This is a genomic window from Niabella pedocola, assembly GCF_021044425.1.
Classification (GTDB): Bacteria; Bacteroidota; Bacteroidia; order Chitinophagales; family Chitinophagaceae; genus Niabella; species Niabella pedocola.
In genome coordinates this window covers 720127-744421 of sequence record NZ_JAJNEC010000007.1, presented here as the reverse complement: position 1 = coordinate 744421, position 24295 = coordinate 720127, and the positions used below count along the sequence as shown (strand labels likewise).

The 24295-nt window shown below is 47.1% G+C and carries 26 protein-coding genes; 14 read left to right on the top strand and 12 right to left on the bottom strand.

Annotated elements, in window-relative coordinates:
• The first annotated feature begins 197 nt into the window (after positions 1–197).
• Positions 198–764 (top strand): YdcF family protein, encoded by a 567-nt coding sequence (locus LQ567_RS23975; protein WP_231008450.1) that lies wholly within the window; start codon positions 198–200, stop codon positions 762–764.
• 107 nt (positions 765–871) lie between these two features.
• Here LQ567_RS23975 and LQ567_RS23970 read toward each other — a convergent pair whose 3' ends face one another.
• The 3 genes from LQ567_RS23970 to LQ567_RS23960 all read right to left on the bottom strand — a co-directional run bounded on the left by LQ567_RS23970 (position 872) and on the right by LQ567_RS23960 (position 4310).
• On the bottom strand, positions 872–1882 hold the full coding sequence (locus LQ567_RS23970; RefSeq protein WP_231008449.1) for a cytochrome d ubiquinol oxidase subunit II: 1011 nt from the start codon (positions 1880–1882) through the stop codon (positions 872–874).
• 72 nt (positions 1883–1954) lie between these two features.
• Complete coding sequence (locus LQ567_RS23965; protein WP_231008448.1) at positions 1955–3265, bottom strand: cytochrome ubiquinol oxidase subunit I; 1311 nt, start codon at positions 3263–3265, stop codon at positions 1955–1957.
• 343 nt (positions 3266–3608) lie between these two features.
• Entirely contained in the window at positions 3609–4310 is a 702-nt protein-coding gene (locus tag LQ567_RS23960; protein WP_231008447.1) for a hypothetical protein, read from the bottom strand.
• 496 nt (positions 4311–4806) lie between these two features.
• Here LQ567_RS23960 and prfB point away from each other — a divergent pair.
• From prfB to LQ567_RS23935, 5 genes are all read left to right on the top strand, one after another.
• A protein-coding gene (gene prfB, locus LQ567_RS23955; RefSeq protein ID WP_143019614.1) for a peptide chain release factor 2 occupies positions 4807–5896 on the top strand; the annotation gives its coding sequence in 2 pieces (ribosomal slippage) (positions 4807–4866 and positions 4868–5896; 1089 coding nt in all).
• 127 nt (positions 5897–6023) lie between these two features.
• Complete coding sequence (gene pruA / locus LQ567_RS23950) at positions 6024–7655, top strand: L-glutamate gamma-semialdehyde dehydrogenase (protein WP_231008446.1); 1632 nt, start codon at positions 6024–6026, stop codon at positions 7653–7655.
• Positions 7656–7725: 70 nt separating this feature from the next.
• Complete coding sequence (pyrR, locus tag LQ567_RS23945; RefSeq protein WP_231008445.1) at positions 7726–8253, top strand: bifunctional pyr operon transcriptional regulator/uracil phosphoribosyltransferase PyrR; 528 nt, start codon at positions 7726–7728, stop codon at positions 8251–8253.
• 120 nt (positions 8254–8373) lie between these two features.
• Positions 8374–9375: a DUF6624 domain-containing protein gene (locus tag LQ567_RS23940; protein WP_231008444.1), complete on the top strand. Its 1002-nt coding sequence runs from the start codon at positions 8374–8376 to the stop codon at positions 9373–9375.
• A 111-nt stretch (positions 9376–9486) separates the two neighbouring features.
• On the top strand, positions 9487–9741 hold the full coding sequence (locus tag LQ567_RS23935; protein WP_231008443.1) for a hypothetical protein: 255 nt from the start codon (positions 9487–9489) through the stop codon (positions 9739–9741).
• A 149-nt stretch (positions 9742–9890) separates the two neighbouring features.
• Here LQ567_RS23935 and LQ567_RS23930 read toward each other — a convergent pair whose 3' ends face one another.
• The gene (locus LQ567_RS23930; protein WP_231008442.1) at positions 9891–10619 is read right to left on the bottom strand and encodes a hypothetical protein; all 729 of its coding nucleotides are present in this window, start codon (positions 10617–10619) and stop codon (positions 9891–9893) included.
• Between the two features lie 292 nt (positions 10620–10911).
• Here LQ567_RS23930 and LQ567_RS23925 point away from each other — a divergent pair, with 292 nt between their 5' ends.
• Positions 10912–12819: a DNA topoisomerase IV subunit B gene (locus tag LQ567_RS23925; protein ID WP_231008441.1), complete on the top strand. Its 1908-nt coding sequence runs from the start codon at positions 10912–10914 to the stop codon at positions 12817–12819.
• Between the two features lie 100 nt (positions 12820–12919).
• Here LQ567_RS23925 and LQ567_RS23920 read toward each other — a convergent pair whose 3' ends face one another.
• The 6 genes from LQ567_RS23920 to LQ567_RS23895 all read right to left on the bottom strand — a co-directional run bounded on the left by LQ567_RS23920 (position 12920) and on the right by LQ567_RS23895 (position 16752).
• The gene (locus LQ567_RS23920) at positions 12920–13375 is read right to left on the bottom strand and encodes an acyl-CoA thioesterase (RefSeq protein WP_231008440.1); all 456 of its coding nucleotides are present in this window, start codon (positions 13373–13375) and stop codon (positions 12920–12922) included.
• Positions 13376–13651: 276 nt separating this feature from the next.
• On the bottom strand, positions 13652–14491 hold the full coding sequence (locus LQ567_RS23915) for a hypothetical protein (protein ID WP_231008439.1): 840 nt from the start codon (positions 14489–14491) through the stop codon (positions 13652–13654).
• Positions 14478–15068, bottom strand: coding sequence for an RNA polymerase sigma factor (locus tag LQ567_RS23910; RefSeq protein ID WP_231008438.1), 591 nt, complete (start codon positions 15066–15068; stop codon positions 14478–14480). The genes LQ567_RS23915 and LQ567_RS23910 overlap by 14 nt, the downstream gene beginning before the upstream one ends.
• Before the next feature lie 86 nt (positions 15069–15154).
• Positions 15155–15748, bottom strand: a complete 594-nt coding sequence (gene rdgB, locus LQ567_RS23905) for an RdgB/HAM1 family non-canonical purine NTP pyrophosphatase (protein ID WP_231008437.1) — start codon at positions 15746–15748, stop codon at positions 15155–15157.
• Complete coding sequence (locus LQ567_RS23900) at positions 15745–16293, bottom strand: hypothetical protein (RefSeq protein ID WP_231008436.1); 549 nt, start codon at positions 16291–16293, stop codon at positions 15745–15747. The genes rdgB and LQ567_RS23900 overlap by 4 nt, the downstream gene beginning before the upstream one ends.
• 45 nt (positions 16294–16338) lie before the next feature.
• Entirely contained in the window at positions 16339–16752 is a 414-nt protein-coding gene (locus LQ567_RS23895) for a GxxExxY protein (RefSeq protein ID WP_231008435.1), read from the bottom strand.
• A gap of 121 nt (positions 16753–16873) precedes the next feature.
• On the opposite strand from LQ567_RS23895, the gene LQ567_RS23890 reads away from it, so the two are divergent.
• From LQ567_RS23890 to LQ567_RS23865, 6 genes are all read left to right on the top strand, one after another.
• Complete coding sequence (locus LQ567_RS23890; RefSeq protein ID WP_231008434.1) at positions 16874–17938, top strand: branched-chain amino acid aminotransferase; 1065 nt, start codon at positions 16874–16876, stop codon at positions 17936–17938.
• Positions 17939–18063: 125 nt separating this feature from the next.
• On the top strand, positions 18064–18483 hold the full coding sequence (locus LQ567_RS23885; protein WP_231008433.1) for a hypothetical protein: 420 nt from the start codon (positions 18064–18066) through the stop codon (positions 18481–18483).
• Between the two features lie 364 nt (positions 18484–18847).
• On the top strand, positions 18848–19420 hold the full coding sequence (locus LQ567_RS23880) for a porin family protein (protein ID WP_231008432.1): 573 nt from the start codon (positions 18848–18850) through the stop codon (positions 19418–19420).
• Between the two features lie 284 nt (positions 19421–19704).
• A complete protein-coding gene (rpsL, locus tag LQ567_RS23875) occupies positions 19705–20079 on the top strand; it encodes a 30S ribosomal protein S12 (RefSeq protein ID WP_026310044.1) in 375 nt (124 codons plus the stop codon).
• 42 nt (positions 20080–20121) lie between these two features.
• Positions 20122–20589, top strand: coding sequence for a 30S ribosomal protein S7 (gene rpsG / locus LQ567_RS23870; RefSeq protein WP_231008431.1), 468 nt, complete (start codon positions 20122–20124; stop codon positions 20587–20589).
• A 129-nt stretch (positions 20590–20718) separates the two neighbouring features.
• Entirely contained in the window at positions 20719–21228 is a 510-nt protein-coding gene (locus LQ567_RS23865; protein ID WP_231008430.1) for a DinB family protein, read from the top strand.
• A gap of 6 nt (positions 21229–21234) precedes the next feature.
• On the opposite strand, the gene LQ567_RS23860 is transcribed toward LQ567_RS23865, so the two are convergent.
• Positions 21235–22278, bottom strand: coding sequence for a hypothetical protein (locus LQ567_RS23860; protein WP_231008429.1), 1044 nt, complete (start codon positions 22276–22278; stop codon positions 21235–21237).
• Between the two features lie 262 nt (positions 22279–22540).
• Between LQ567_RS23860 and LQ567_RS23855 the strand changes: the two genes are divergently transcribed.
• Positions 22541–23992: an AAA family ATPase gene (locus tag LQ567_RS23855; protein WP_231008428.1), complete on the top strand. Its 1452-nt coding sequence runs from the start codon at positions 22541–22543 to the stop codon at positions 23990–23992.
• On the opposite strand, the gene LQ567_RS23850 is transcribed toward LQ567_RS23855, so the two are convergent.
• On the bottom strand, positions 23993–24250 hold the full coding sequence (locus LQ567_RS23850) for an acyl-CoA-binding protein (protein WP_231008427.1): 258 nt from the start codon (positions 24248–24250) through the stop codon (positions 23993–23995).
• Between the last annotated feature and the right edge of the window lie 45 nt (positions 24251–24295).

Sequence of the window (24295 nt, the reverse complement as noted above, 5' to 3'; positions counted from 1 at the left end):
GATGCTGCTCCTTAGAATTGAGTACTTAGAATTTTGAATTTAAAATTCATCAGAACTTTACCGTATTTTTAATCCCGATGTTGCAAAAAATGATCGCTGCACTGGGGATTTTGTTAATGGCCGTTTCTATAAGCGGATGTGTTGTTTCGTACAGGAAGCGTCCAACACGTTTATATGAAGAGATCCTTTCAAAAAAAATGACTTTTGACGCAGGTATTGTTCCGGGGTATCCGTTTAAAGAAGGGAAATGGGATTCCGTGATGAAGGGACGAGTGCTTTGGGCCCTCTATTTGTATGAGCAGGGCATTATCCGGAATATTATATTTTCAGGCGGGGCTGTTTACACACCCTATTCTGAAGCAAAGATCATGGGGCTTTATGCGCGGCAACTGGGCATGCCCGCAGCGCATATTTTTTATGAAACCAGGGCCGAGCATAGCACGGAAAACGTTTTCTACTCCTACCAGATTGCGCGGCAGCAGGGCTTCAAATCCATTGCCCTGGTAACGGATCCCTTTCAATCGTCGATGATGAAGGGTTTCACCCGGCGTAAGTTCGGTACCCGCATCGTGCATATCCCCTTTATGGTAGACACGCTGAAGAGCCGAAACCAGGTGGATACGGTTATCGATCCGGCACCGGCTTACGTGCAGCCCTTTAAATCGATCCTGCAGCGGGAAAATTTTTTCCGCCGGTTTCGTGGCACATTGGGCGCTTTTATTCCCTGGGAAGATAAAAGACGGAGAAAGGCCCGTCCCTTATAATAGCGATTCCGGTATTACCACTATATGAAGGAACTGTTTCCCGCGGATTTTGGCGGATCTTTTACTGCCGTATCATCGCTGTTCTTCCAGGCAGTCCGGTGCATAGGTCAGGCTGTTTCTTCCTGCCGGTTAAAGCTGTATAGCAGGTAGAACAATGCAGGCAAAATAAAAATACTTCCCACAAGGAGCGCAACGGCCAACGCATGGATCGTTTTGTCTGAGCCCTTGTGAGTAAGCAGCGATAAGCCTTCCGTATCTTTCAGGTTGATCAGTACCGGGTAATGTTCATAAGTAATAGCCACTAACAGCAAGGTGATCTGTGCCCCGGCAATGATCCGCAGCCAACGGGTAGATCCGCGGAACAATGAAACCCACATCCAGATGAGCGAAATAGCGGCCAGTACCACACAGGCAATACTCACAGGATTTCCAAAAAGCCAATGCACGAGTGGAATCTCATCTATATAGGCGGCCACCAGCACCAGGGCCGCAGCTGTAATGGCGGCGAGGCTCATATGCCGGGCTTTTTGAATGAACCGCTGCCGCTCGGTTTCCGTTTTTGTTTCGCCGATAATAAAAACGGCGGCCAGGAAGCCGCAGATGGTAGCCGTAAAAATGCCTACCGAAACGGGGAAGAACGCCAGCCAGCTAAAAATATAGGCATCCAGGAAATGCGTGGCCTGCGGATCAATTTTTCCGGATACGGCACTTCCGGCAATGATCCCCAGGAATAATGGGGTAATTACACTGGAATACATAAACGTTTTCGAGTATACCACCTGCATTTTATCCTGTACGGCATCGTAATTCCGGAAACTGAAAGCGGTACCCCGCGCTACAATGCCCAGCAGCATGATGGTAAGCGGGATATGAAGATACACGGATACCGTGGCATAGATTACCGGGAAGCCAACAAACAGGATCACAATGGCGATGATCAGCCACATATGGTTGGCTTCCCATATAGGACCGATAGCGCGGTACATCACCCTGCGGGTTTGATCTTTGCTTTTACGGGTAGAAAGAAACTCAAGGATACCGGCACCAAAATCAGCTCCTCCCATTAATACATAAAGAAGGATCGAGGCCCACAAATATGCCATAACTACATAAAGCATGTTTTATTATTTATTGTTTTTGGTTTGTCGTTAGTCTCGGGCGTCAAACGATAAACCTCAGACATCAAATTTCTACGATACATCATACAATTTCCCCACCATCTTTACCTGCCGGTACAAGAGCAGCATTACAATAATGCTCAGCGAAACATAAACGGCGGTGAAAATATAAAAGGAATAAACGATGCCGGGCATGGGGGTAACAGCATCACGGGTGCGCATGATGCCATAAATGATCCAGGGCTGGCGGCCCACTTCCGTTACCGTCCAACCGGCTTCCACGGCAATAAATCCCACCGGGATAGCAATGGTGAACAGTTTCAGTAACCAACGTTTTTCCAGCCATTTCCGTTTTCGCCACAGGGTGAAAAAATAAAAAACAGCAATCAGCAGCATCAGCATTCCAAGCCCCACCATTACCTGGAAGGCATAGTGCGTAATGACAACCGGCGGATGTTCCTCTTTAGGAAATGCATCCAGACCCGTTACAGGCGTTTTAAAATCACCATGGGCCAGGAAACTCAATGCCCCGGGAATTTTCAGTGCATAACGCACAGTGTCATGCTGCTCATCGGGAATGCCGCCCAGGATGAGTGCCGCTTTTTCCTCCGTTTTAAAATGGGCCTCCATCGCAGCCAGTTTCACCGGCTGACGCTTTGCCACATCCTTGGCCGAAATATCACCACTGAGCGGCTGCAGGATGGCACCGGCACAGGCAAATACCGCTGCAATGCGAAAGGCCTTTGTATGAAATAGTACATTCTTCCGTTTCAGGATCATGAGCGCATGCACACCCGCCACCGCAAACCCTGTGGCGGTAAGTGCCGCAAGGATCATGTGCAGGGCCTGCGAAAACCAGGCATCATTAAACATGGCGGCAATAGGGTCAATATTCAGGTATTGTCCGTTCACATAGTCAAAGCCGGCAGGGCTGTTCATCCAGGCATTTGCTGCCACCACCAGGATACCGGAGGCCAGTCCGCTTACGCCAACAATTACACCGGTGAACCAGTGAAACCATTTATTAAATTTATTCCACCCATATAAATAAAAACCCAGCGCAATGGCCTCAATAAAAAAAGCTGTGCCTTCCAGTGAAAACGGCATACCAAAAATGGGACCGGCATGTTTCATGAACTCCGGCCAGAGCAGGCCCAGCTCAAAAGACAGCACGGTACCGGAAACCGCTCCGGTGGCAAAGAAAATCGCCACGCCCCGGCTCCAGGCGCGGGTTACATTGCGGTATACAATGTTTCCTGTTTTCAGCCATTTAAAATGCGAAACCGCCATAAAGAACGGCATGATCATGCCGATGCAAGAGAAAATAATGTGAAATCCCAGAGAAAGCGCCATCTGCGACCGCGCCGCAATAAAGTCATCCATAATACATGGATTGGTTTAAAAATGAACCGTTGGTCAACGGCACTTGCAAAGATAGGCCAACCGTGTGAGCAAACCAATCGAACAATGCCCGGTAATATTTTTCTTATATAAAATATGCTTCGTATCTGTAGTTGTTTCCCCCGGTTGCTCCTGTGGCCTCCCACTGGTGGCGCAGGGAAGCAAATAGCAAATTCTTACCGGGTCCCTTTTCAGGAGACCCGGTAGGGAAAGGATGATTACTCTTTTTATACGGATACCTTCGGCGGATGCTGTGTTCTTTCTCCCTGGTGTCTCCCGCAGGAAACGCCGGGGAAAGTAATAGCAAGCTCCTGCCGGGCCCGTTTCAGGAAACCGGGTAAGGGAAGGGAAGCCCCTGCGCTTTTAAACTGTCAATATCATATGTGGGCAGATCAAGTTTCAGGTGCTGCGGCGTATCTAGCTCGACGAAGTCAAAACGGACATGTTTATAAAACTGGGTATAAAGCGCCTTTTGTATTTCGGCAACGGTTCGATCAAAATCGTATTTTGTGGCGATGCCGATTACATAATAGGGCGCAGTACCTTCCGGAACATTCAGGAAAAGTCCTACGATCAGCTGTACTGGTCTAAATGCTGAAGGCAGCTTTTGGTGAAAGGCTTTTTTGAAGGAACGGATATAAGCTTTTTCGGGGTGAGAGAAAAGCATCGTAGTTTCTTTGAGATCGATCCAGGAGGTGCCAAAGGATTCTTCTGTAATGTTCAGCAGTACATCGCTGGTAACATCGATTCCGCCGGCGTTGTTCAGTTGCAGCGATTTAATCGTGTAAATGGGTCCCCAGGGAATTCCCCACCATCCGAGAAGGCAGGAAAGCAGGTTATACTTGTATTTGTACCGGGTACCTGTTTGTTCGGCCGGAATAAAAATAGCGGGAGACAATCTTCTAAGTGTAACAGCAAACACCAGTGATATGCAATATTGGTATACAATAAAACGTCCTCCTCTTTTGATTTCATCTTGCAACTGTTGCTGATTGAATGGTGCTGGCAGTTTTATTTTGTATTTCATGAGACAAAAGCAATTGATGATGCAAATTTAAAGGAAGATCAAAGCAGCACAAAAAGTGTGGCCCATTTTCCGCAGGGGTGCCGGGGGAAGGGGTGTGTTACATCTTACCGGGTCCCTTTTCAGGAGACCCGGTAAGGAAAGGATGATCTCTTAGTGTCCTGATGTTCCACCGGAAAGGAACAGCAGTGCTGCAGCTGAACGGAGCGACGCAAGTAAAGCCCCATAGCAGCACCGGCGTTTGGCCAGTCATCATAAACATGGTTGTTTTGCATACAATATTATTCTTTCTCCCGGTGTCTCCCGCAGGGGACGCGGGGGAAGGAATAGGTTAGGCTCTTGCCGGGTTCCTTTCAAGAGACCCGGTAAGGAATAGAGGAGACGATTGCATTTTCTAATGCGGTTCCCTTCTGAGACCGCTGGGATCTTTTCTCCCTGGAGTGAACAATCGTTTGTGCAACCGGCCATAAATCGGAAATAGGATGTATCTTTGCGCCCTATGACACAGGAAAAATTACAGGATATGCGGTCCCGCGTTCTCGGGATAAGGAGGTTTCTTTGACGTCGAGAACCGTCAACAGAAAATCAATGAAGATAAACAGCTTTCGTTAAGTCCCGGTTTCTGGGACGATAATCAACGTGCCACAGAAATTTTAAAGAATTTAAAGACCAATGAATACTGGATGAACCTGTTCCGGGAAGCCGAAACAGCAGTAGAGGATTTTGCGGTCTTGTTCGATTTCTGGAAGGCTGGTGATGCCACGGAAGCGGAAACCCAGGAAGCGTATGATCATGCATTGGGTGTGCTGGAAGATGCTGAATTCAAAAGCACGCTGAACGAGGCAGAGGATGAGCTGCCGGCGGTGATCCAGATCAATTCGGGTGCGGGTGGAACAGAAAGCCAGGACTGGGCCGAGATGATCGCCCGGATGTACCGGATGTATGGCGAAAAACAGGGCTGGAAGATCACCGAACTGGACTGGCAATGGGGAGATGGCGCCGGTATTAAAACAGCTACCCTGCAGTTTGAGGGGCCCTTTGCTTATGGCTTCTTAAAGGCAGAAAGTGGTGTGCACCGCCTGGTGCGGATCTCGCCGTTCGATAGCAATGCCCGCAGACATACGTCTTTTGCATCGGTTTTTGTGTATCCGCTGGTGGATGATACCATCGATATTGAGATCAAGGATTCTGAAGTAAAAATGGAAACGGCGCGGAGCGGCGGTGCCGGTGGGCAGAATGTGAACAAGGTGGAAACAAAAGTGTTCCTGACCCACATTCCCACGGGCATTGTGGTCGTTTGCCAAACGGAACGTACACAGATGGGCAACCGGGAAAAAGCCATGCAGATGCTGAAGAGCCGGTTATATGAAGAAGAACTGCGCAAGCGTGAGGAACTGAAAAATGCGGCGAATGCCAACAAGAAAAAAATAGAATGGGGCAGTCAGATCCGCAGCTATGTATTCCATCCGTATAAAATGATCAAGGATCACCGTACCGAATACGAGGTTGGAAATGTGCAGCCGGTAATGGATGGTGAACTGGATGGTTTTATCAAGGCGTATCTGATGCAGCGGAAGGAAACGGTTTAAGCAATGGGGAAACGCAGCACCCATATCTGATAAACGGATGGTTGGGGATGGAAACTGCTCAGGGCCTCAGAGGGCGGAGCGCTTCATTTTCAAATTAAAAATTTTCAAATCTTCAAATTGAGATAATATGCACCAGGGATCATTTTCTTACCCTTTACCGGCCAATGAGCCGGTGCTCAACTACGCTCCCGGAAGTAAAGAACGGGAAAACCTGAAAGCCGCCCTTGCGTTGCTGAAAGGCGAAAAACTAGATGTACCCATGTATATCGGGGCAGACGAAGTACGTACATCCAAAAAGGAATCGCTTCGTCCTCCGCATGAACATAAGTTCGTACTGGGACAATTTTCCATCGGTGAAAAGAAACATGTGCAGCAGGCGGTGGATGCGGCGGTGGGGGCGAAAAGATCCTGGGAAGCTATGAGCTGGGAAAGCCGTGCGGGCATCTTTTTAAAAGCAGCCGATCTGATCGCTACCAAATACCGCGGACAGATGAATGCGGCTACCATGCTGGGACAAAGTAAAAATGCTTACCAGGCGGAGATCGACAGTGCCTGCGAGCTCATCGATTTCCTGCGGTTTAATGTCCACTTCCTGAGTGAGATCTATACACAACAACCCATTAGTGGCGCAGGAATGCATAACCGCCTGGAGTACCGGCCCCTGGAAGGGTTTGTTCTGGCCATTACGCCGTTTAACTTTACAGCTATCGGCGGTAACCTGCCTACTTCAGCCGCGATGTGCGGGAATGTGGTGGTATGGAAGCCGGCGCATACGCAGATCTATTCCGCGCAGCTTTTTATGCGCATCCTGAAAGAAGCCGGGCTGCCGGATGGAGTGATCAACCTGATTTACGTGGATGGCCCCGTGGTAGGCGAGGTTTGCTTTAATCACCGGGAGTTTGCAGGGGTGCATTTTACCGGCTCTACTGGTGTATTCAATCATATGTGGGAAACCATTGGAAAGAATATTCCTAAGTACCGGAGTTACCCGCGCATTGTGGGCGAAACCGGCGGAAAGGACTTTGTGATGGTGCACAGAAGCGCAGATCCGGGTGTGGTGGCAACCGCGCTGTTACGGGGTGCTTTTGAATTCCAGGGGCAAAAATGTTCTGCGGCTTCCCGTGCGTACATACCATCCAATATCTGGAAGGAAGTGAAGAAACTCCTGATCGAAGGGGTGAACTCCTTTAAAATGGGATCGGTGGAAGACTTTAGTAATTTTATCAATGCCGTGATTGATGAACGCAGCTTTGATAAAATAAAGGGATATATTGATAAGGCTAAAAGAGATTCCAAAGCCAGTATTGTGGTGGGTGGAACCTGTGATAAAAAGGAAGGGTATTTTATTCAGCCTACGGTGATCGAAACGAAAGACCCGCAATATGTAACCATGTGTGAGGAGATCTTTGGCCCCGTACTGACCGTATATGTATACCCGGCCGGAAGTTTTGAAAAGACGCTGGACCTGGTAGACAGCACATCGCCCTATGCATTAACAGGGTCGATCATAGCAACGGACCGCGCTGCCATCGAAACCGCCACAAAACGCCTGTCTAACGCAGCAGGTAATTTTTATATCAACGATAAACCTACGGGTGCAGTAGTAGGCCAGCAGCCCTTCGGTGGTGCACGGGCTTCCGGCACCAATGATAAGGCAGGTTCCATCCTGAATCTGTATCGCTGGTTGAGTGTGCGCACGGTTAAAGAAACCTTTAATCCTCCGGTTGATTACCGGTACCCGTTCATGGCCGAGGAGTAATCGTTGAAACGTTTGGAACTTAAATCTGCCCGTCTGGTAAGGCGGGCGTTAAACCTGAAACCGTTTAAACTTGAAACTGATTTTAAAAGCAGAGGAGATCGCGATCACCATCAAGCGGCTGGCGCACCAGATCGTGGAGAATCATGAAGATTTTTCAAAGATTGCCATTATTGGTTTGCAGCCAAGAGGTATTTTTTTGTCGAACCGCATTTATGCAGAAGTACAAAAAATATCGAAAGGGCAGTCCATCGATTATGGAAAACTGGACATTACTTTTTACAGGGATGATGTACGGAACGAACTGCATGCCGCCAATGAAACGGATATCCCGTTTTCTATCGAAGGTAAAGATGTGATCCTGATTGATGATGTATTGTACACCGGTCGTACTACCCGTGCTGCTTTTGATGCCCTGCTGGATTATGGAAGGCCAAAGAAAGTGGAGCTCTGTGTACTGATCGACCGCCGCTTTACCCGGGAGTTTCCCATACAGGCCGACTACGTGGGGAAATATATCGACTCTTTTGAAACCCAGAAAGTGCTGGTTCGCTGGACGGAAAACAGCGATAAGGATCATGTGACGATGACGGAGGGATAAAACAATAAAAGGATTTGAAAAAGGGCGTAAGGAAAACTTGCGCCCTTTTTTTATCCGAACTTTTGAACGGTCGCATTGTTAGTAAAGACAAACCTGGCTTGGTGGGGATTTAAATACCCAATGTATACGATTGAATGTAAAAGTAAAGATTCCGTTACCGTTCCGCAATCCTGCTCCGGGCCGGGCTCTGCCACTTTATATTTTAAATTAGCGATTCCATATCTGCTCCTGATCCCTGCCTTTGGCGAGCGGTATATCATGCGGTTGTTTTGGATCCTTTTATTCCTGCTTTTCTATAAAGCCACACCGGGGCAAACCCCAATTCCTTATGACCGTATTTCTACCGTGCTGGAAGACATACTGGTGAAGGATCAGGCCCCCCGCGATACCTTAAACGCATTGGCGGCGAAATACGGTGCTTATGCAGATACGGTGGCTCGGTACTGGAAATACATCAATAAAACCGATTCCGTAAATACCCTGCAGGTTACCCGGATCATTGACCAGTATGGCTGGCCGGATCAACGGCTGATTTCAACGGAAGCTTCAAAAGCATTATGGCTTGTTGTTCAGCATGGGGATTCGCTTACCCGTGAAAAATACCTTCCGGTACTGAAACGGGCGGCTGAAGAAGGAAAAGCCCCCAAAATGTATGTTGCTTACCTGTATGACCGCGTACAAATGTTCCGGGAGCGCTTCCAGCTTTACGGAACGCAGATGGGTGGGGATTATGAAGGCAATCCGGTATTATGGCCTGTACGGGCGATGCCGAAATTGGATGCGCGGCGGAAAGCCATGGGCTTGCCGCCTATAAAAGAGGCGCTGAAGCAGTATCCGGTTTCGTGGTCTGATCCTGTCTGCGATTCGTTAGCCGGAAAGATTGTTTTTTATGGACTTGTCAGCAATTTGCAGGGGCACGGACTTCCCGGTATCTCTATCTGTGAGCGCAATGGAAAACTTGCCGGGAAAACCAATGAACGGGGGTATTTCCGCATTTTGGCAAGCCGGCGGGCATTACGGCGGGGACTGCTCTTTAAGGCTGCGGGATACCGGACTTTTGTATATCATTTCCGGAATAAAGCGGCAGAAGTATTTTTTGATACTGTGTCACTTACAAAATGACCGGCTGAAGAGCAATCTTAACAGCCGTGCCCTTATTTGGCCTGATCTTGGTAGTTTTTTAGGAGATATCTGTCGGCACTGCCCGGCTTTTTCATCATTAAAAAAAATGTTATGGAAACGGGAACGAAACAGTTTGCAATTGAAGTAACCATCGACGGTAAGCGGACACAGCTGCAGGTAACGCCTGCGGAAACAACGGATGGCGTTACGTTTTATAAATGCATGGCCGGGGCTGATGAGATTACCCAGATCCGGAACGATGAAGGCATATGGAAGCAGATCTGGGGCGATTTAAGTGATGAGGAGGTAAAAGCCATCGGTGCCGTAATTGATTCCTATACCGAGAAAAATAAAATCACTTCCTGAGGAAAAAGGAGCTTATAACCCGTGCGTTCTTTGGAAGCAGATCCGTATCTGGCAGCCGTTTGCTGAAAGCACCAGTCTTCAGCGGAATGATCATTGCATTCCAGACTGTTTATAAAATGATAGGGATATTTATTGCTTAAATCAAAACATTAATGTGTACCTAAATAGGTAGCAGTGCCATTCTTAACACGGAAATCCCAATACTTCCGGAACGTGCAGCCTGCAGGGCAATCGCCGCCGCCTTCAGAGAAGGTGATCTTTATGGCATCCTGTTCCTTCAAAAGAACAATATTGTCGCCGTCAAAACATCCGCCATTTTGTTCCGCTATCAGAATGGATGGAATCTGTTTCAGCTCGTTAAAGATAGGAAGGGTATTCAATAGTTGAGATGTATTGATTGATAGCCAGTTGAATTGGGGATATCCATAAACCAGCCGTACAGAATCAAACTGGTATTTTAAGAGTATATTGTCAAGAACGGGGCTGCCGGTAGGAATTTTTCCGGCAGCAAGTTGTTTTATTTCCGGCTGTGCGGTATCTACTTTTAAAAGGATCGAGCCCGTGCTAAAGCAGTGCCGCGAATGGATTTTTCGCGTATTGAAAATATATTGCGTTTCCGGGGTATTTAAATCATAAACAGCCTGGAATATTTTTAGCGTGGAGGCAAGTTGCTGGGAGTCGATTGCCGGGTTGTTGTGGCGGTGGTGCTGTGCATTTTGTACATCCCGGAGATAGAGTTGCACCGCATCGCTGGAGTAGTTTTTTGTGATAAAATCACCGGCAATTATCGCATTTTCAGGATTCAAATCAGCGCGTGTTGGCTTTTGGCAGGCAATTGCAAGGGCGGCCACTAACAAAACGAAAAGCATTCTTCTCATAGCATGGTATTTTTATACAAAAACGTAAAGCTACCCCGAAACGCAACAGGACCTGAACAACATTTCATAATAAAGGCAGACAGGCGGGGGACTATTTGGAATGGAGCTGGCCACATTCTTATAACCGGTTCGCGGATCTGCACAATTTGTTATTAGAGGTTTAAACCGGCTGGAAGGTTTGTGTTGAGAAAATCAGTCATTAATCTCCCAAAATCTTTTTACATTTGGGCGTTTCATTCCGGGCTGTAAAATGAACGGATTGAAATACAGTATTTTAAAAAGGATTTGATTCATGGCAAAAGAAATGGCAGCACCAAAGGCAGGAGTAACATACGACGAGGATAGTATCAAAAGTCTGGATTGGAAAGAGCATATCCGTCTTCGTCCGGGGATGTATATCGGGAAATTAGGCGATGGCAGTAGTCCAGACGACGGGATCTATGTACTGGTAAAGGAGGTAATGGATAACTGTATCGACGAGTACATGATGGGCTACGGCAAAACCATTGAGCTAACCATCAAGGACAATACCGTTACCGTCCGGGATTATGGACGTGGCATACCGTTGGGGAAAGTGGTGGATGTAGTGAGTAAGATCAATACCGGGGCGAAGTACGACAGCAGGGCCTTCCAGAAATCCGTAGGATTGAACGGGGTGGGTACCAAGGCGGTGAATGCGCTGAGCAATTATTTTAAAGTGGTTGCCGTGCGGGACGGGAAGGATAAAACCGCTGAATTTGAGCGTGGGGTCTTAATAAAAGAAAGCAAGGAGGGAAAAACCGGGGAAGGCAACGGAACCATGGTTACCTTCATCCCCGACGATACCATCTTTAAAAACTTCAAATTTCACCCGGAGTTCCTCGAAAACCTGATCTGGAACTATTGTTTTCTGAATGCAGGGTTAAAGATCGTTTTTAACGGCAAAACCTATCTTAGCCGCAACGGGTTGCTGGATCTGTTGCAACGCAAGACCAATGAAGATGAGATCCGCTACCCGATCATTCATCTGAAAGGGGAGGATATTGAAGTGGCCGTTACCCACGGGAATGACTACGGGGAGGAATTGTACAGTTTCGTAAATGGTCAGCATACCACACAGGGCGGAACCCACCAGCAGGCCTTCCGGGAAGCGTTTGTAAAAACCATCCGCGAATTTTATAAAAAGGACTATGAAGCCTCGGATATCCGCGGGGCCATTGTAGGCGCTGTTGCCGTTAGAGTGGTGGAACCGGTATTCGAAAGCCAGACCAAAACAAAGCTCGGATCGCAGAACGTGGATATCAATGGTCCCAGCATGAAGCAGTTTATTGGGGATTTCCTTTCCCGGGAGCTGGATAATTTTCTGCACAAAAATCCGTCAATTGCAGAAATGCTGAAGAAGCGGATCGAGCAAAGTGAGCGGGAACGTAAAGATCTTGCAGGGATTAAAAAGCTGGCCAATGAACGGGCAAAGAAAGCAAACCTGCATAACCGCAAACTGCGGGACTGCCGCGTACATTTAAACGAGGAGCCGCCGGCAAAGAATAAGGAAGAGTACATTGCCAAGCAGAACGAAACCACCATTTTTATCACGGAAGGAGATAGTGCCAGTGGTTCTATTACCAAGGCCCGGAATGTAGAAACACAGGCGGTGTTCAGCCTGCGGGGAAAGCCATTGAACAGTTTCGGACTTACGAAAAAGGTGGTATATGAAAATGAAGAGTTCAACCTTTTGCAACATGCACTCAATATTGAAGAGGGAATGGAAGGGTTGCGGTTTAATAATATTGTCATTGCTACGGATGCGGATGTGGACGGGATGCACATCCGGCTGCTGATCATGACCTTCTTCCTCCAGTTCTTTCCGGAACTGGTAAAACAGGAGAAAGTGTATGTGCTGGAAACGCCGCTGTTTCGTGTACGTGACAAGAAAGAAACGATTTACTGTTACAGCGAGGCGGAAAAAAGAGCAGCCATCCGGAAATTGACGGGTAAACCGGAAGTAACCCGTTTTAAAGGACTCGGGGAGATCAGCCCGGAAGAATTTGCCCAGTTCATTGCAGGGGATATGCGCAAACAGTTAATGCGCCTGGAGCAGGGAGATCATATACAGCAATTGCTGGAATATTATATGGGTAAAAATACCATGGATCGCCAGGAGTTTATCATCGATAACCTGGTGGTAGAGATCGATCAGGCGGAGGAAGAGGCCGCGGCTTAAGTACCGGCAGATGTATTAAAATATTGAGTGGCTGTATCAATAAAGTTGGTACAGCCATTTTCTTTATGGGGCAACGTGGATGAAAATACAGGCGATTGCATTACTGCTGCCCGTTGTTGGGTGCCATCTGCATCAGTTTCTGCAAGGCCGCTGCGGGTATGGGCGCCATCTTACGCTGGGTGTAATCGAAACAAACCATACCTGTTTTGGCAAATACAACCGGAACCTTTTTGCCTTCCATCTCTTTTTCGACCCGGTAATACAAATCAAAGCCCACCCGCTGGAAATCGCCGGCAGCCACCGATACAAGGAGGGTTTCTCCCATAAAGGCTTCGTTTTTAAACTCAATGGCTACGTCCGCCATAATCAGTCCTACGCCTTCCATCGAAAGTTCGGTATATCCGATCCGGCTCAGGAACTGAACCCGTGCTTCGTGGATCATACCCAGCAGGGCATCATTGCCCGCATGCCCTCCATAATTAATATCGGTAATTCTTACCGGTATGGTGCAGGAGAAAGGGAAGATTTCTGGTAATGTGATCTTTATTCTGGCCATGGGATGTATTCGAGCTGCAAATGTAAACGGTTATTATTTTTCAATGAAGGAGTTTCCTGCAGAACGATCGCCGCTGGTCCATTGCCATGCTTCGTACAACCTTATTTTGCCATTTGGCAGGATCTCCGGCGTTGAGGTGCATTGTCCAGGAAAAACGCCCGGTGAAGGCAAAAAAAATCTTATCCGAAGATAAGATTTAAAGTATCATTTTATAGCGGGATAACAGGGTTGAGCTGTTTTATATGCCTGTTGTCAAATGCAACTCCGGGAGCTGGGTTATAACCCTGCGTTTTCGGTTTTGGCCAGTTCCAGGAGATCGAGAAAGTTATCCGGTGTGGCCGCTACAGGAGCCTTGGCCATTTCTTTCTGCCATTTTTCGATCTGGTAATTGCAGGCCTCGCCGCTGTTTTCACCTGCTACACAATCGGCCATATTGCCCAGTTTTTTAGACATACGCACCACATTCCCGTCTTCGGTCATCAGCATGATATACCGGCCCTCGATGGCTTTGTTCCGCTCCAGGGTTGTTTTATACGTATTACCCGCGGGGGTTTTTATCTGCGAAGCTTTAACGGGTGTTTCGTTAAGGGCCAGACTATGCCCGGTTTCCGGATGCGGTTTAACCGCCGGTTTGTCTTTGGGATCCTCTAAGGCTAAGGTAGGGGTACTTAAATCCTGTTTTTCCTTAAAGCGCTCTGCCAAACCTATCGTATCCCTGTTGGATTTTTCAACCAGGTGAAAAACTCCGAAACCCAGTAGTCCTACAATGCAGGCTGCTACTGCGTATTTCGACCAGTTAAAATTTCCTTTTCGTACGGGGGCGAGTGTTGACACGGGTTTTGCAGCATCCAGCGCCTCGTCTATTTTGCTCCAGAGAGCGGCCGGTGGTGCCATTTCAAAGCCCCGTAATCGTTCTGCAACATTGCTGAAGGAATGCTCATCTTCGAGATGGTTCAGGATATGATCCCAGGCAGCAGCAGGCGGTGGGGTTTCCATGGCCTGTAATTGCTGCCCCAGTGGTTTTAACGCCTGCAGGACGTCCAGTTCTCCTGCAATATTTTTCCAAGCCTCAGCCGGCGGCGTTACCTGATAGTCATATAATTTATGGCTGTTCATTGCTTACGGTATCTATTTTGTCTTTATTCTCAATGTATTTTTTTACAAGATCCTGCAGGATCGCTTTTGCACGCGAAAGCTGCGATTTACTGGTTCCTTCACTGATACCCAACATGTCGCCGATTTCTTTATGCGAGTAACCTTCCACCACATACATGTTAAATACCGTCCGGTAACCGGGAGATAATTGCGTGATCAGTTGTAAAATATCCTTTTCAGCTAGTTCGTCCAATACGGAAACATATTTCCCTTCGATAGTATTCTCTTCCTTTTCTGTTACCGGCTGCAGGTACTTCTTTCTGCGGAAATGTTCAATGGCCGTGTTTACAAAAATACGGCGCACCCATCCTTCAAATGATCCGTCCCCGCGAAAGCTATCCAGCTTTTTATAAACCTTAATGAACGCGTCCTGCAATATATCCTGTGCCTCTTCGGCATTGGAAGCATAACGCAGGCAAACAGCGTACATTTTGGGAGAAAAACGCCGGTATAGTTCTTCCTGCATCCTTCGATCTCCGTCAATACATCCTTTTATTAAGTCGCTGTCCGGTATAATATGGTTGCTTTCTGTATTCAAATTTTTAAATTTTTTAAAAAGTAGGCCCCTGGTCAGATTTTATGTGGGTTCCAGGACACTGGCGAACCCCTTTCTAACCGGCGCTGCTACATTTTTTTACCAGCAAGATTTGTCAAATATACCACCAGTTTTTTAACTGCTTTCTTCCGGTGACTAAATTCCTGTTTTTCTTCCAGGCTCATCTGGCCAAATGTTTTGGTACTGCCGTCCGGGATAAATACGGGGTCGTAGCCAAAGCCGCCGGTACCCAGGGGCTCCCGGGCTATGGTTCCTTCACAAGTGCCTTCAAAAAGAGCTTCTTCTCCATTGATTATTAATGAAATAACCGTTTTGAACCGGGCGCTGCGATCCTCTTTTCCGTTTAACAGGGCGAGTAGTTTATCGGTATTGGAGGCATACTGTGGTTCCCCGTCGGCAAAGCGGGCGCTGCGCACCCCAGGTGCACCATTGAGTGCTGCCGTTTCCAGGCCGCTGTCTTCGCTGAAGCAGTTTTTCCCGGTAAGCTCGTAGATAACGGTTGATTTTTCGGTGGCATTGGCCTCCAGGGTGGGGTGGGGTTCCGGAATATCCTTCAAAATACCGGCTTCCTGTAAGCTGATAATTGAAAACCCTTCCGGTAATGCCTGCCGGATCTCCCGCACTTTATTATCATTATTGGTAGCAAAAATGAGTTCGATCATATATTGAACATTTTTTTAAGACTGGCCCAAAGCTGGGTCTTGGCCGGTTTATCTTCTTTAAGTTCATGCAGGGCGGGCGCATGCACTACGGTGAGTCCGTCAAATTGCTGTACCTGGTATTGCGGAATTTCGAAAGGAAGACCAACGGTAGCCGTTGTAGTGCCAAACAGTAGCAGGTGGCTGCTCTGAAAATGATCTGTCATTTCTTTATAGTCCAGTCCGGGGTAGTGATGGCGGTTTACGATGGCCACGTCATTGGGGGTGAATTTGCAGGCATTGAGCAACTGCGAAAGAAATTGAAAAGCAGTATCGGGCAGGTGCAGGTCGTTGGGATAATGCACCATCACCAATATGTTTTTTTTATTCCCACCCAGCGATTTCCAGTCGGCAGGCGCAGCCACAGCCGGTACTTCTTCAACGGAGGCCTCTGCTGAAGGTTCCGGCCGCGCAGCAGGCGGGGCCTGGGTTGTAGGATCTATTGACAGGGATTTGGGATACAATCGCGCGATCAACTGGGGCGACAGATCAATTTTATTCAGACTCATTTTGATACTTTTTGAAACCACATAGACACATAGCCGATTCCTATGTTATCTATCCGGTAATTGTGAAAATAAAGCATTCACCAATGTTTTTTGCCCATATTTAAAAATATTGGTACAATGAAAGTTTATCAGCATTCCTTTGGGTTTTTGAAGCATTTGCATGTACGATAACAATACAGCATCATGAATCGGTAGAAAGCCCTCCTGGGCTTTTAGTTCTACACACAAGATATCCGCTATCAATACATCAAGTCTCAATTTTGCTTCCAGATCGATTCCCTTGTAGGTAACAGGCACATTGATCTGGGTTTTGAACTCAATATTTCTAAGGCTCAACTCCCTTGTAAAGCAAATTTCATAAACGCTTTCCAGCAGGGCGGGACCTAACTGTTTGTGCACTTCAATAGCACAGCCCAATACTTCGTATGTAAGGTCATCAAGATATTTCTTTGTTACCATGCATTTGTTTGCCTATGTGTCTATGTGGTTCAACCTTCAATGCCTGATCAGGATTTTTGCGTTAAGGCTTTTCGTATCTTCGCATTACCCGAAAAGGTATCGGGATCAAAAATAATATTTTATGGTGGAAGCAATGAGTATACCGGTAACGAAAACCGGTAAAAGCAACCTTGAGCAGGTGGATTTTAACCACCTGGGTTTTGGAAAGTATTTTTCTGACCACATGCTGGAAGCGGATTATGTGAATGGTCAGTGGACAAATGTCAATATCCGCCCATATCAGTCGCTCGGCTTCCTACCGGCCCTATCTGTACTACATTACTCCCAAACGATATTTGAAGGACAAAAAGCGCATAAAGACGAAAATGGTAATATCCACATCTTCCGGCCGCATGAAAACTGGAAGCGGATGAACCGTTCGGCAGAGCGCCTGGCTATGCCTTCCGTTCCTGAAGAAATTTTTATTGATGGGATGAAACAGCTGGTGGAGCTGGATAAGGATTTTATTCCTTCCGGTTATGATGAATCGCTTTACATTCGTCCGTTCCTTTTTGCCACAGAAGAAACATTGGGCGTAAAAGAATCATCTTCCTATAAATTCTTGATCATTACGGGCCCTGCCGGTTCTTATTTTTCTGCACCGGCCCGGATTTACGTCGAGGAGAAATATACCAGGGCTGCCCCCGGCGGTACCGGATTTGCAAAAACGGGTGGTAACTATGCCGCCTCCCTGCTGTCATCTGCCGAAGCCAAAAAACAGGGTTACGACCAGGTATTGTGGATGGATGCCCTGGAGCACAAATATGTACAGGAGGTGGGTGCCATGAATATCATGTTTATTATCGGAGATACGCTGGTAACTCCGGATCTTACGGATGGTACCATTTTAAGTGGTATTACCCGGTTGAGCCTGCTGGAGCGGTTCCGCGACCAGGGCTTTAAGGTGGAAGAGCGCAGGGTGTCGATTGATGAACTGATTGAGGCATATAAAGCCGGCAATTTAAAAGAGGTATTCGGTTGTGGTACGGCGGCTACTATTTCGCATGTAAAAGAGCTGAAGTATAAGGATTTTGTGATGGAATTTGATGTAGACAGCATGACGGTTTCCGCCGAGATGAAAAAGTACCTGCTGGATTATAAGGAAAACAAGCACGGCGATCCGTACGGGTGGCTGGAGAAAGTATAAGGTCTAAGAAGGCGGCTGAGTTTGACCGGCGGGGTATATTATAAAACAGATCTGGCATAACCAGATCTGTTTTATATAAGAACTTTGGTCTTGAACGAATATTCATGCAAACAATATGCTTGCTTATGAAAATTAAAATTTCTAATAAAATAAAACTGATCTGCATTGTTTTATTATCAATAAGTTGCGGAAAGAAGAATGTAAATGATCCCATAAGTTATTCGTGGAAAGTTGAACACGTTAGCTGGAAAAAGGTGACCCCTAAATTTACGCAGTCGGGGGAGATCACTCCTCAGGATAGTTATTTGGAGTTTTACAGGAACGGAAAGGGAAGATGGAAGGGGTCTTTTGCAAACCGGTCATTTTCTTATCATTTAAAGGATAGCATCTTGTATATGAGTGAAGGCTCCGGCGAAAATGAATACAAGATTGTTACGTTGAACAGCAACGAATTGACGTTGGAACTAAATAAAGAAAAGGTCGACTGGGATAGCGATGGGGTTGCTGAAGATATACATAACATTTATTATTGCCGTCAAAATTGATTGTAATACCGCATTTACGCCCATACAAAACCATTGAGAACATCAGGGTCTCTGGCGCTTGACTGAATGTATGGAATAAAAACAAGACATGAGCTGGTGATGGAGTTTGATGTGGAAAGCATGACGGTTTCCGCGGAGATAAAGAAATACCTGCTGGATTATAAGGAAAACAAACATGGCGATCCGTACGGATGGCTGGAAAAGGTATAGTCACTATTTTTGGTAACAAACAGGCCCGGGAATACATTCCCGGGCCTGTTTGTTAAATAACAAATCCTTTGGGTTTCATTATGTTATCGCTAACAGGTGTACGGCTATTTTTGTCTTCTACTGTTTAATGATTCACCAATTGAAACCATCATTTATGAGATCCTTATTACACACAAAACGTTTATGTGAACAACCCGTATGGTATCTTTCCGGAACATTGCCTCTTTCATTGGCGGCCCTGACGGCAACGGCGCAAACCGAACAAAGGAAACACTTGGTAGGGGGTGCTACTGTCCTTCAACGGGCCAGTGGATATAGCACCGGTCCGGTTGCCGGGCTGCATTATGAGCACCGGTTTACACACAGCCGTTTTGAAACAGGTATTCGTTACCGGGGCTACGATCTGCAAAGTGGTTACCTGGGGCGTCGTTCCAGCACCTGTCATTTCTTTTCGCTTCCGTTGCCGTACAAATACAGCTCTAATGTGATCAATGTAGCTGTCGGTCCCACGTTCAACTTATTAAACGATAAAAATGGCAAGGACACCCTTTTTAGCCCGCTGCAAAAAAGAATAGGGCAGGTAGCCTTGGGGTACCAGTTTAAGGTTGGAAAAACGATCAATCTGACGGAGCGGCTGGTGCCGGCGCCCGAAGTGTCTGTGCCGGGGGACCAGTATTTCAGGACACCGAAGGCGATAGTGAATGTTGGGTTTACATACCGGTTCTGATAAAAGTGCTTTTCTTTTCTGCGTTCAATGAAATGTGAACGCTTACAGGCACCGGTGTTGTTACCAAAACAGCGATTGTATTAACTTTGCAGGCCGGTGTCCTGTAATTTTTTGAAAAACAGATGATTATAGATCCTGCAGTACAAGGGAGTGACACAACGAAGATGAGCAGTATTACAGCAGCCGGTTTAAAAAATAAGAGCGGAGCAGAAAAAATGAGAATTATTTTTGTAAGTTCATCAACAAATGCTACCTTTGCCGTCCTAAATTTAAAGCATTAAAGAATGCCTACTATTAATCAATTAGTTCGTAAAGGAAGAGAAATCATAAGGGCAAAGAGCAAATCCAGAGCGTTGGATCAGTGTCCGCAGCGTCGTGGTGTTTGTACCCGTGTTTATACTACCACTCCTAAAAAACCAAACTCTGCGCTGCGTAAAGTAGCTAAAGTACGTTTGACCAATAAAGTAGAGGTGATCGCTTATATTCCGGGTGAAGGACATAACCTGCAGGAGCACTCGATCGTACTGATCAGAGGTGGTCGTGTGAAGGATCTGCCGGGTGTACGTTATCATATCGTACGCGGAAGCCTGGATACTGCCGGTGTAAAAGACCGTAAGCAGAGCCGCTCTAAGTACGGAACTAAAAAAGCTAAAAAATAATTAGCTGTAACAATTATCAGATTTCAGAAAAATTAGAATAAAATGCGTAAAGCACAAGCCAAGAAACTTCCGTTAGCACCGGATCCCAAATTCAACGATAAACTGGTTACCCGTTTTGTAAACAACCTGATGTGGGAGGGTAAAAAAAGTGGAGCATTCACTATTTTTTACGATGCGCTGGACAAGGTTGCAAAACAAACCAACGAAGATGGATACGAGGTTTGGAAAAAGGCTTTGTCCAATGTAACGCCTGCGGTTGAAGTACGCAGCCGTCGTATTGGTGGTGCCACCTTCCAGATTCCTTCGGAAGTGCGCCCCGATCGTAAGATTTCATTGAGCATTAAATGGCTGATCCGTTACAGCCGTGACCGGAACGGTCGCAGCATGGCGGATAAACTGGCGAATGAAATCGTTGCCGCCAGCAAAGGCGAAGGTGCAGCTTTCAAAAAGAAAGAAGATACCCACCGTATGGCAGAAGCCAACAAGGCATTTGCACACTTCCGGGTATAACTATATTAAAGATGCTTTAAACAGAAGCCCGTTCCGAAAGGAGCGGGCTTTTTGTTGTTGACCGTAAATAGGGTATTTTTATAATGGCCCGTGAGGAAGCGGCTTTTAAAAAAACTAAAGATTATCTCGTTGGAAGCAAAAAAAGAAGTATGGTTGCGGGGCGAAAAGGATCCTTTGCTGGCGCCTGAGCTGCAGCCTGCAGCAGATGCGTTGCTGCAGGCCGGGGAAGAGCTGGAGACCCTCTTGCCGGATTTCCCGGACGCCCTATTGTGGGAGCGGCCGGCGGGTGTGGCTGCGGTGGGTTTTCACCTGAAGCACATCGCAGGCGTGCTGGACCGGTTGCTGAGCTACGCCGAAGGGCAAATGCTTGAGCCCGGGCAGCTGGAATATCTTAAGAATGAAGCCCTCAACCAGGGCGATACCACACAGCAGTTGTTAAAGGCGTTAGAGAACGGTATTCAGCAAACCATCCGCCGGTACCGGAAACTGGATGCCGGATCGTTAGGCGCATTCCGGAAGGTTGGAAGGGTGGGGTTGCCTTCTACGGTGATCGGACTTTGTTTTCATGCGGCAGAGCATACGATGCGCCATACCGGGCAATTGCTGGTTACTGTGGCGGTTTTGCGTAAGGGTATTTAGCCGGAACTAATTGGTGATAAACACACGGTTTGCGGCGGCCCATTGGTCTTGGTTAACCAGCGTAACAGCCTTACCGTTTTTCCAGAACCGGGCTGTTTTTACCATCCCATTGTATTCATATCCGGTTACATATACATCCACGCCACTTACCGCAACGGCAGATGCCCCGGCGTTTGCGACTCCGTTCGTAAGACCGGAGGATACCCCGTTTTTCCACATCCGGGCAACTCTTTTTGTTCCGGTTTGCTCTTGCCCGGCGATATATACATCCGCTCCCTTTACAAAAACGGCATTGGCCTCTGCGTTAAATGTACCATCTGTAAGACGGGCAGGCACCCCGTTTTTCCAGAGTGTGGCAACCTGTTTGGTACCGTTGTACTCATAGCCGGCCACATAAACCATCTGATTGCTTATAAATATGCCGGAGGCGGCAGATTCTTTGGAACCGTCGGTAAGAGGGGTCGCTACACCGTTTTTCCAGATTGTGGCAATGGGATGCGAACCATTATGCGCATACCCTGCAACGTACACATCGTTACCGGATACAAATATGTCTTTTGCTTCTGCGTCGAATGCGCCGTTGGTAAGATTGGCCGGCTGCCCGTTCTTCCAGTATTTGGCGGTATAGCCGTTGCTACCGGTTTCATATCCGCATACATATACACTACCTTCGTTTACAAATACCGCATGTGCCCCGGTATTGCCGGGGGCATCCATGAGATTGGAAACAGTGCCGTTCTTCCAGAGCCGGGCTATTTGTTTGGTACCGTTGTATTCATTGCCTGCAACATATACATCATTTCCGGATACAAATACCCCCGTGGCATAAGCATCTGTTGATCCATTTGTAAGGCTGGTTGCAACGCCGTTTTTCCAGAGCATGGCTACATCTTTTGAGCCGTTATAGGCATACCCTGCAATGTATACATTTGCAGACGGAGCATCTGGTGTAGGGGCTGTGTCTTGTTCTTTTTTTTCACACGCAGTTATTGTAAAGACGAAGCACAGTGCCCATACCGGGCTCATATTCCTTTTGAAGCAGCGATTCATTGCGATCTGTTTTAAGCAGCACAAAGCTAGTTGCCTGAGAAATTGTTTACACCTGAAACTGCCTGCAGGACCACTTCCGATGCATGAACTGCTGTTAAGGACGGTTGAACTGATCCCTGCTCTTCAGTTGCGCCGGGTTTATCCTTTTACACCGGTGCCGCTTCCGGCATTTAAAATAGAGGATGTGGACGAAAATGTAAATTTATATTTGTCCATATCTGTATTTCAAAGTATATTTATGGACAAGTATAAAAAAATAAATTTGTCCACAACTATGCCAGCAACCACCATTATTGGCCGGGATGCCGAAAAGAAGATCCTCAAAGAAATGCTGGATTCCAGGGAGGCCGAGCTGATCGCCATTCTGGGCCGCCGCCGCGTTGGCAAAACATTTCTTGTACGGGGCTATTATGAGCAGCAGCTTGTATTTGAGTGTACCGGCCTTCATGAAGCCGGGCTGGCAGATCAATTATTAAACTTCAGTAAGGCCCTTCAGCAAGCCATGCAATCGGTGATACCTCCGGCCACTCCGGATACCTGGATACAGGCCTTCTCTTTTCTCAGTAATTTTCTGCAAACAAAAATTAAAACGCAACCGGTGGTGGTGCTGTTTGATGAATTTCCATGGATGCATACGCCCAGATCCGGATTTTTAACGGCCTTCGGACATTGGTGGAATACCTGGGCATCGCGCCAGCCACAGCTGAAAGTGGTTATCTGCGGCTCTGCAGCTTCCTGGATGATTGAAAATGTGCTGCACAACAGGGGCGGCCTTCATAACCGCGTAAGCCGTACCATCCGCTTATTGCCCTTTAGTTTAGAGGAATCTGAAACCTATCTTTTAAGTCGTGGTATCCGGTTAGACCGTTACCAGGTGTTGCAGCTATACATGGCGATGGGTGGAATTCCCCAGTACCTGAAGCAGGTTAATAAAGGCGAAAGCGCAAACCAGGTGATCGATAAACTTTTCTTTAAAAAGGATGGCATGTTAAAAACAGAATTTAATGTGTTGTACCGGTCGCTGTTTAACAATGCCAGTCATCATGAATCTATCGTCCGGCAGCTTGCAAAAAAGGCAGGCGGAATGAGCCGGACTGAAGTGATAGCGGCGTGTGGATTCACCACGGGGGGAACAACGACCCGATTATTTGAAGAGTTGGAACAGTCGGGATTTATTACTCAATACATACCATTTGAGAAAGCGGCGCGCGACGCCATTTATAAGCTATCTGATGAGTATTCCCTGTTTTACCTGAAATTTGTTGACCGGGCCCGCGCGATGGGAGCAGGTACCTGGCATAAGATCGCAGCGGGATCGTCTTATAACAGCTGGAGCGGTTATGCTTTTGAAGCTATTTGCCAGAAGCATGTACCGCAAATTAAGAAGGCCCTGGGCATCAGCGGGGTTTATACGGAAGCTTCCGGCTGGCGGTATACGCCGAAGCCGGGAGAAACCGGCACTCAGATCGACCTGCTGCTAGACCGCCAGGACCATTGCATCAACCTGTGCGAAATGAAGTTCTCCGACAAAGCATTTGTCATCGATAAAAAGTATGCTTCGGAGCTTGACCGCAAAGTAGCTGTGTTTCAGGAACGGACGCGAACCAGGAAAACGATCTTTCCTACCATGATCACGACCTATGGCACCAAACAAAATATCTATTATACCGGGCGCATTATATCGGAGGTAACAATGGAAGCCCTGTTTGCATAGCTATCCTTTCAGTTTGCCGATACATGCAATATATTCCTGCATCGCGGTTTCTTTTGATTTCCCCTTTTGTTCTTCCCAGGCGTTGTACTTTGCTTTTGCCACAAAATCAAACGGGTTGGAAGGGGCTTCTGTATGGATATCGCCTTCTGTAGCCTGTTTGTACAGGGAGTACAGCTGCAGCAGTGTTTCATTGGAAGGTTTCTCTGCAAGGGTTTTGCTGGCAGCCACAGCAGCTTCAAATTGTTGCGTCAGGTCCATATGGTATTTTTTTAATATTGCTAAAATACAGCTTGCAGGAGCAAC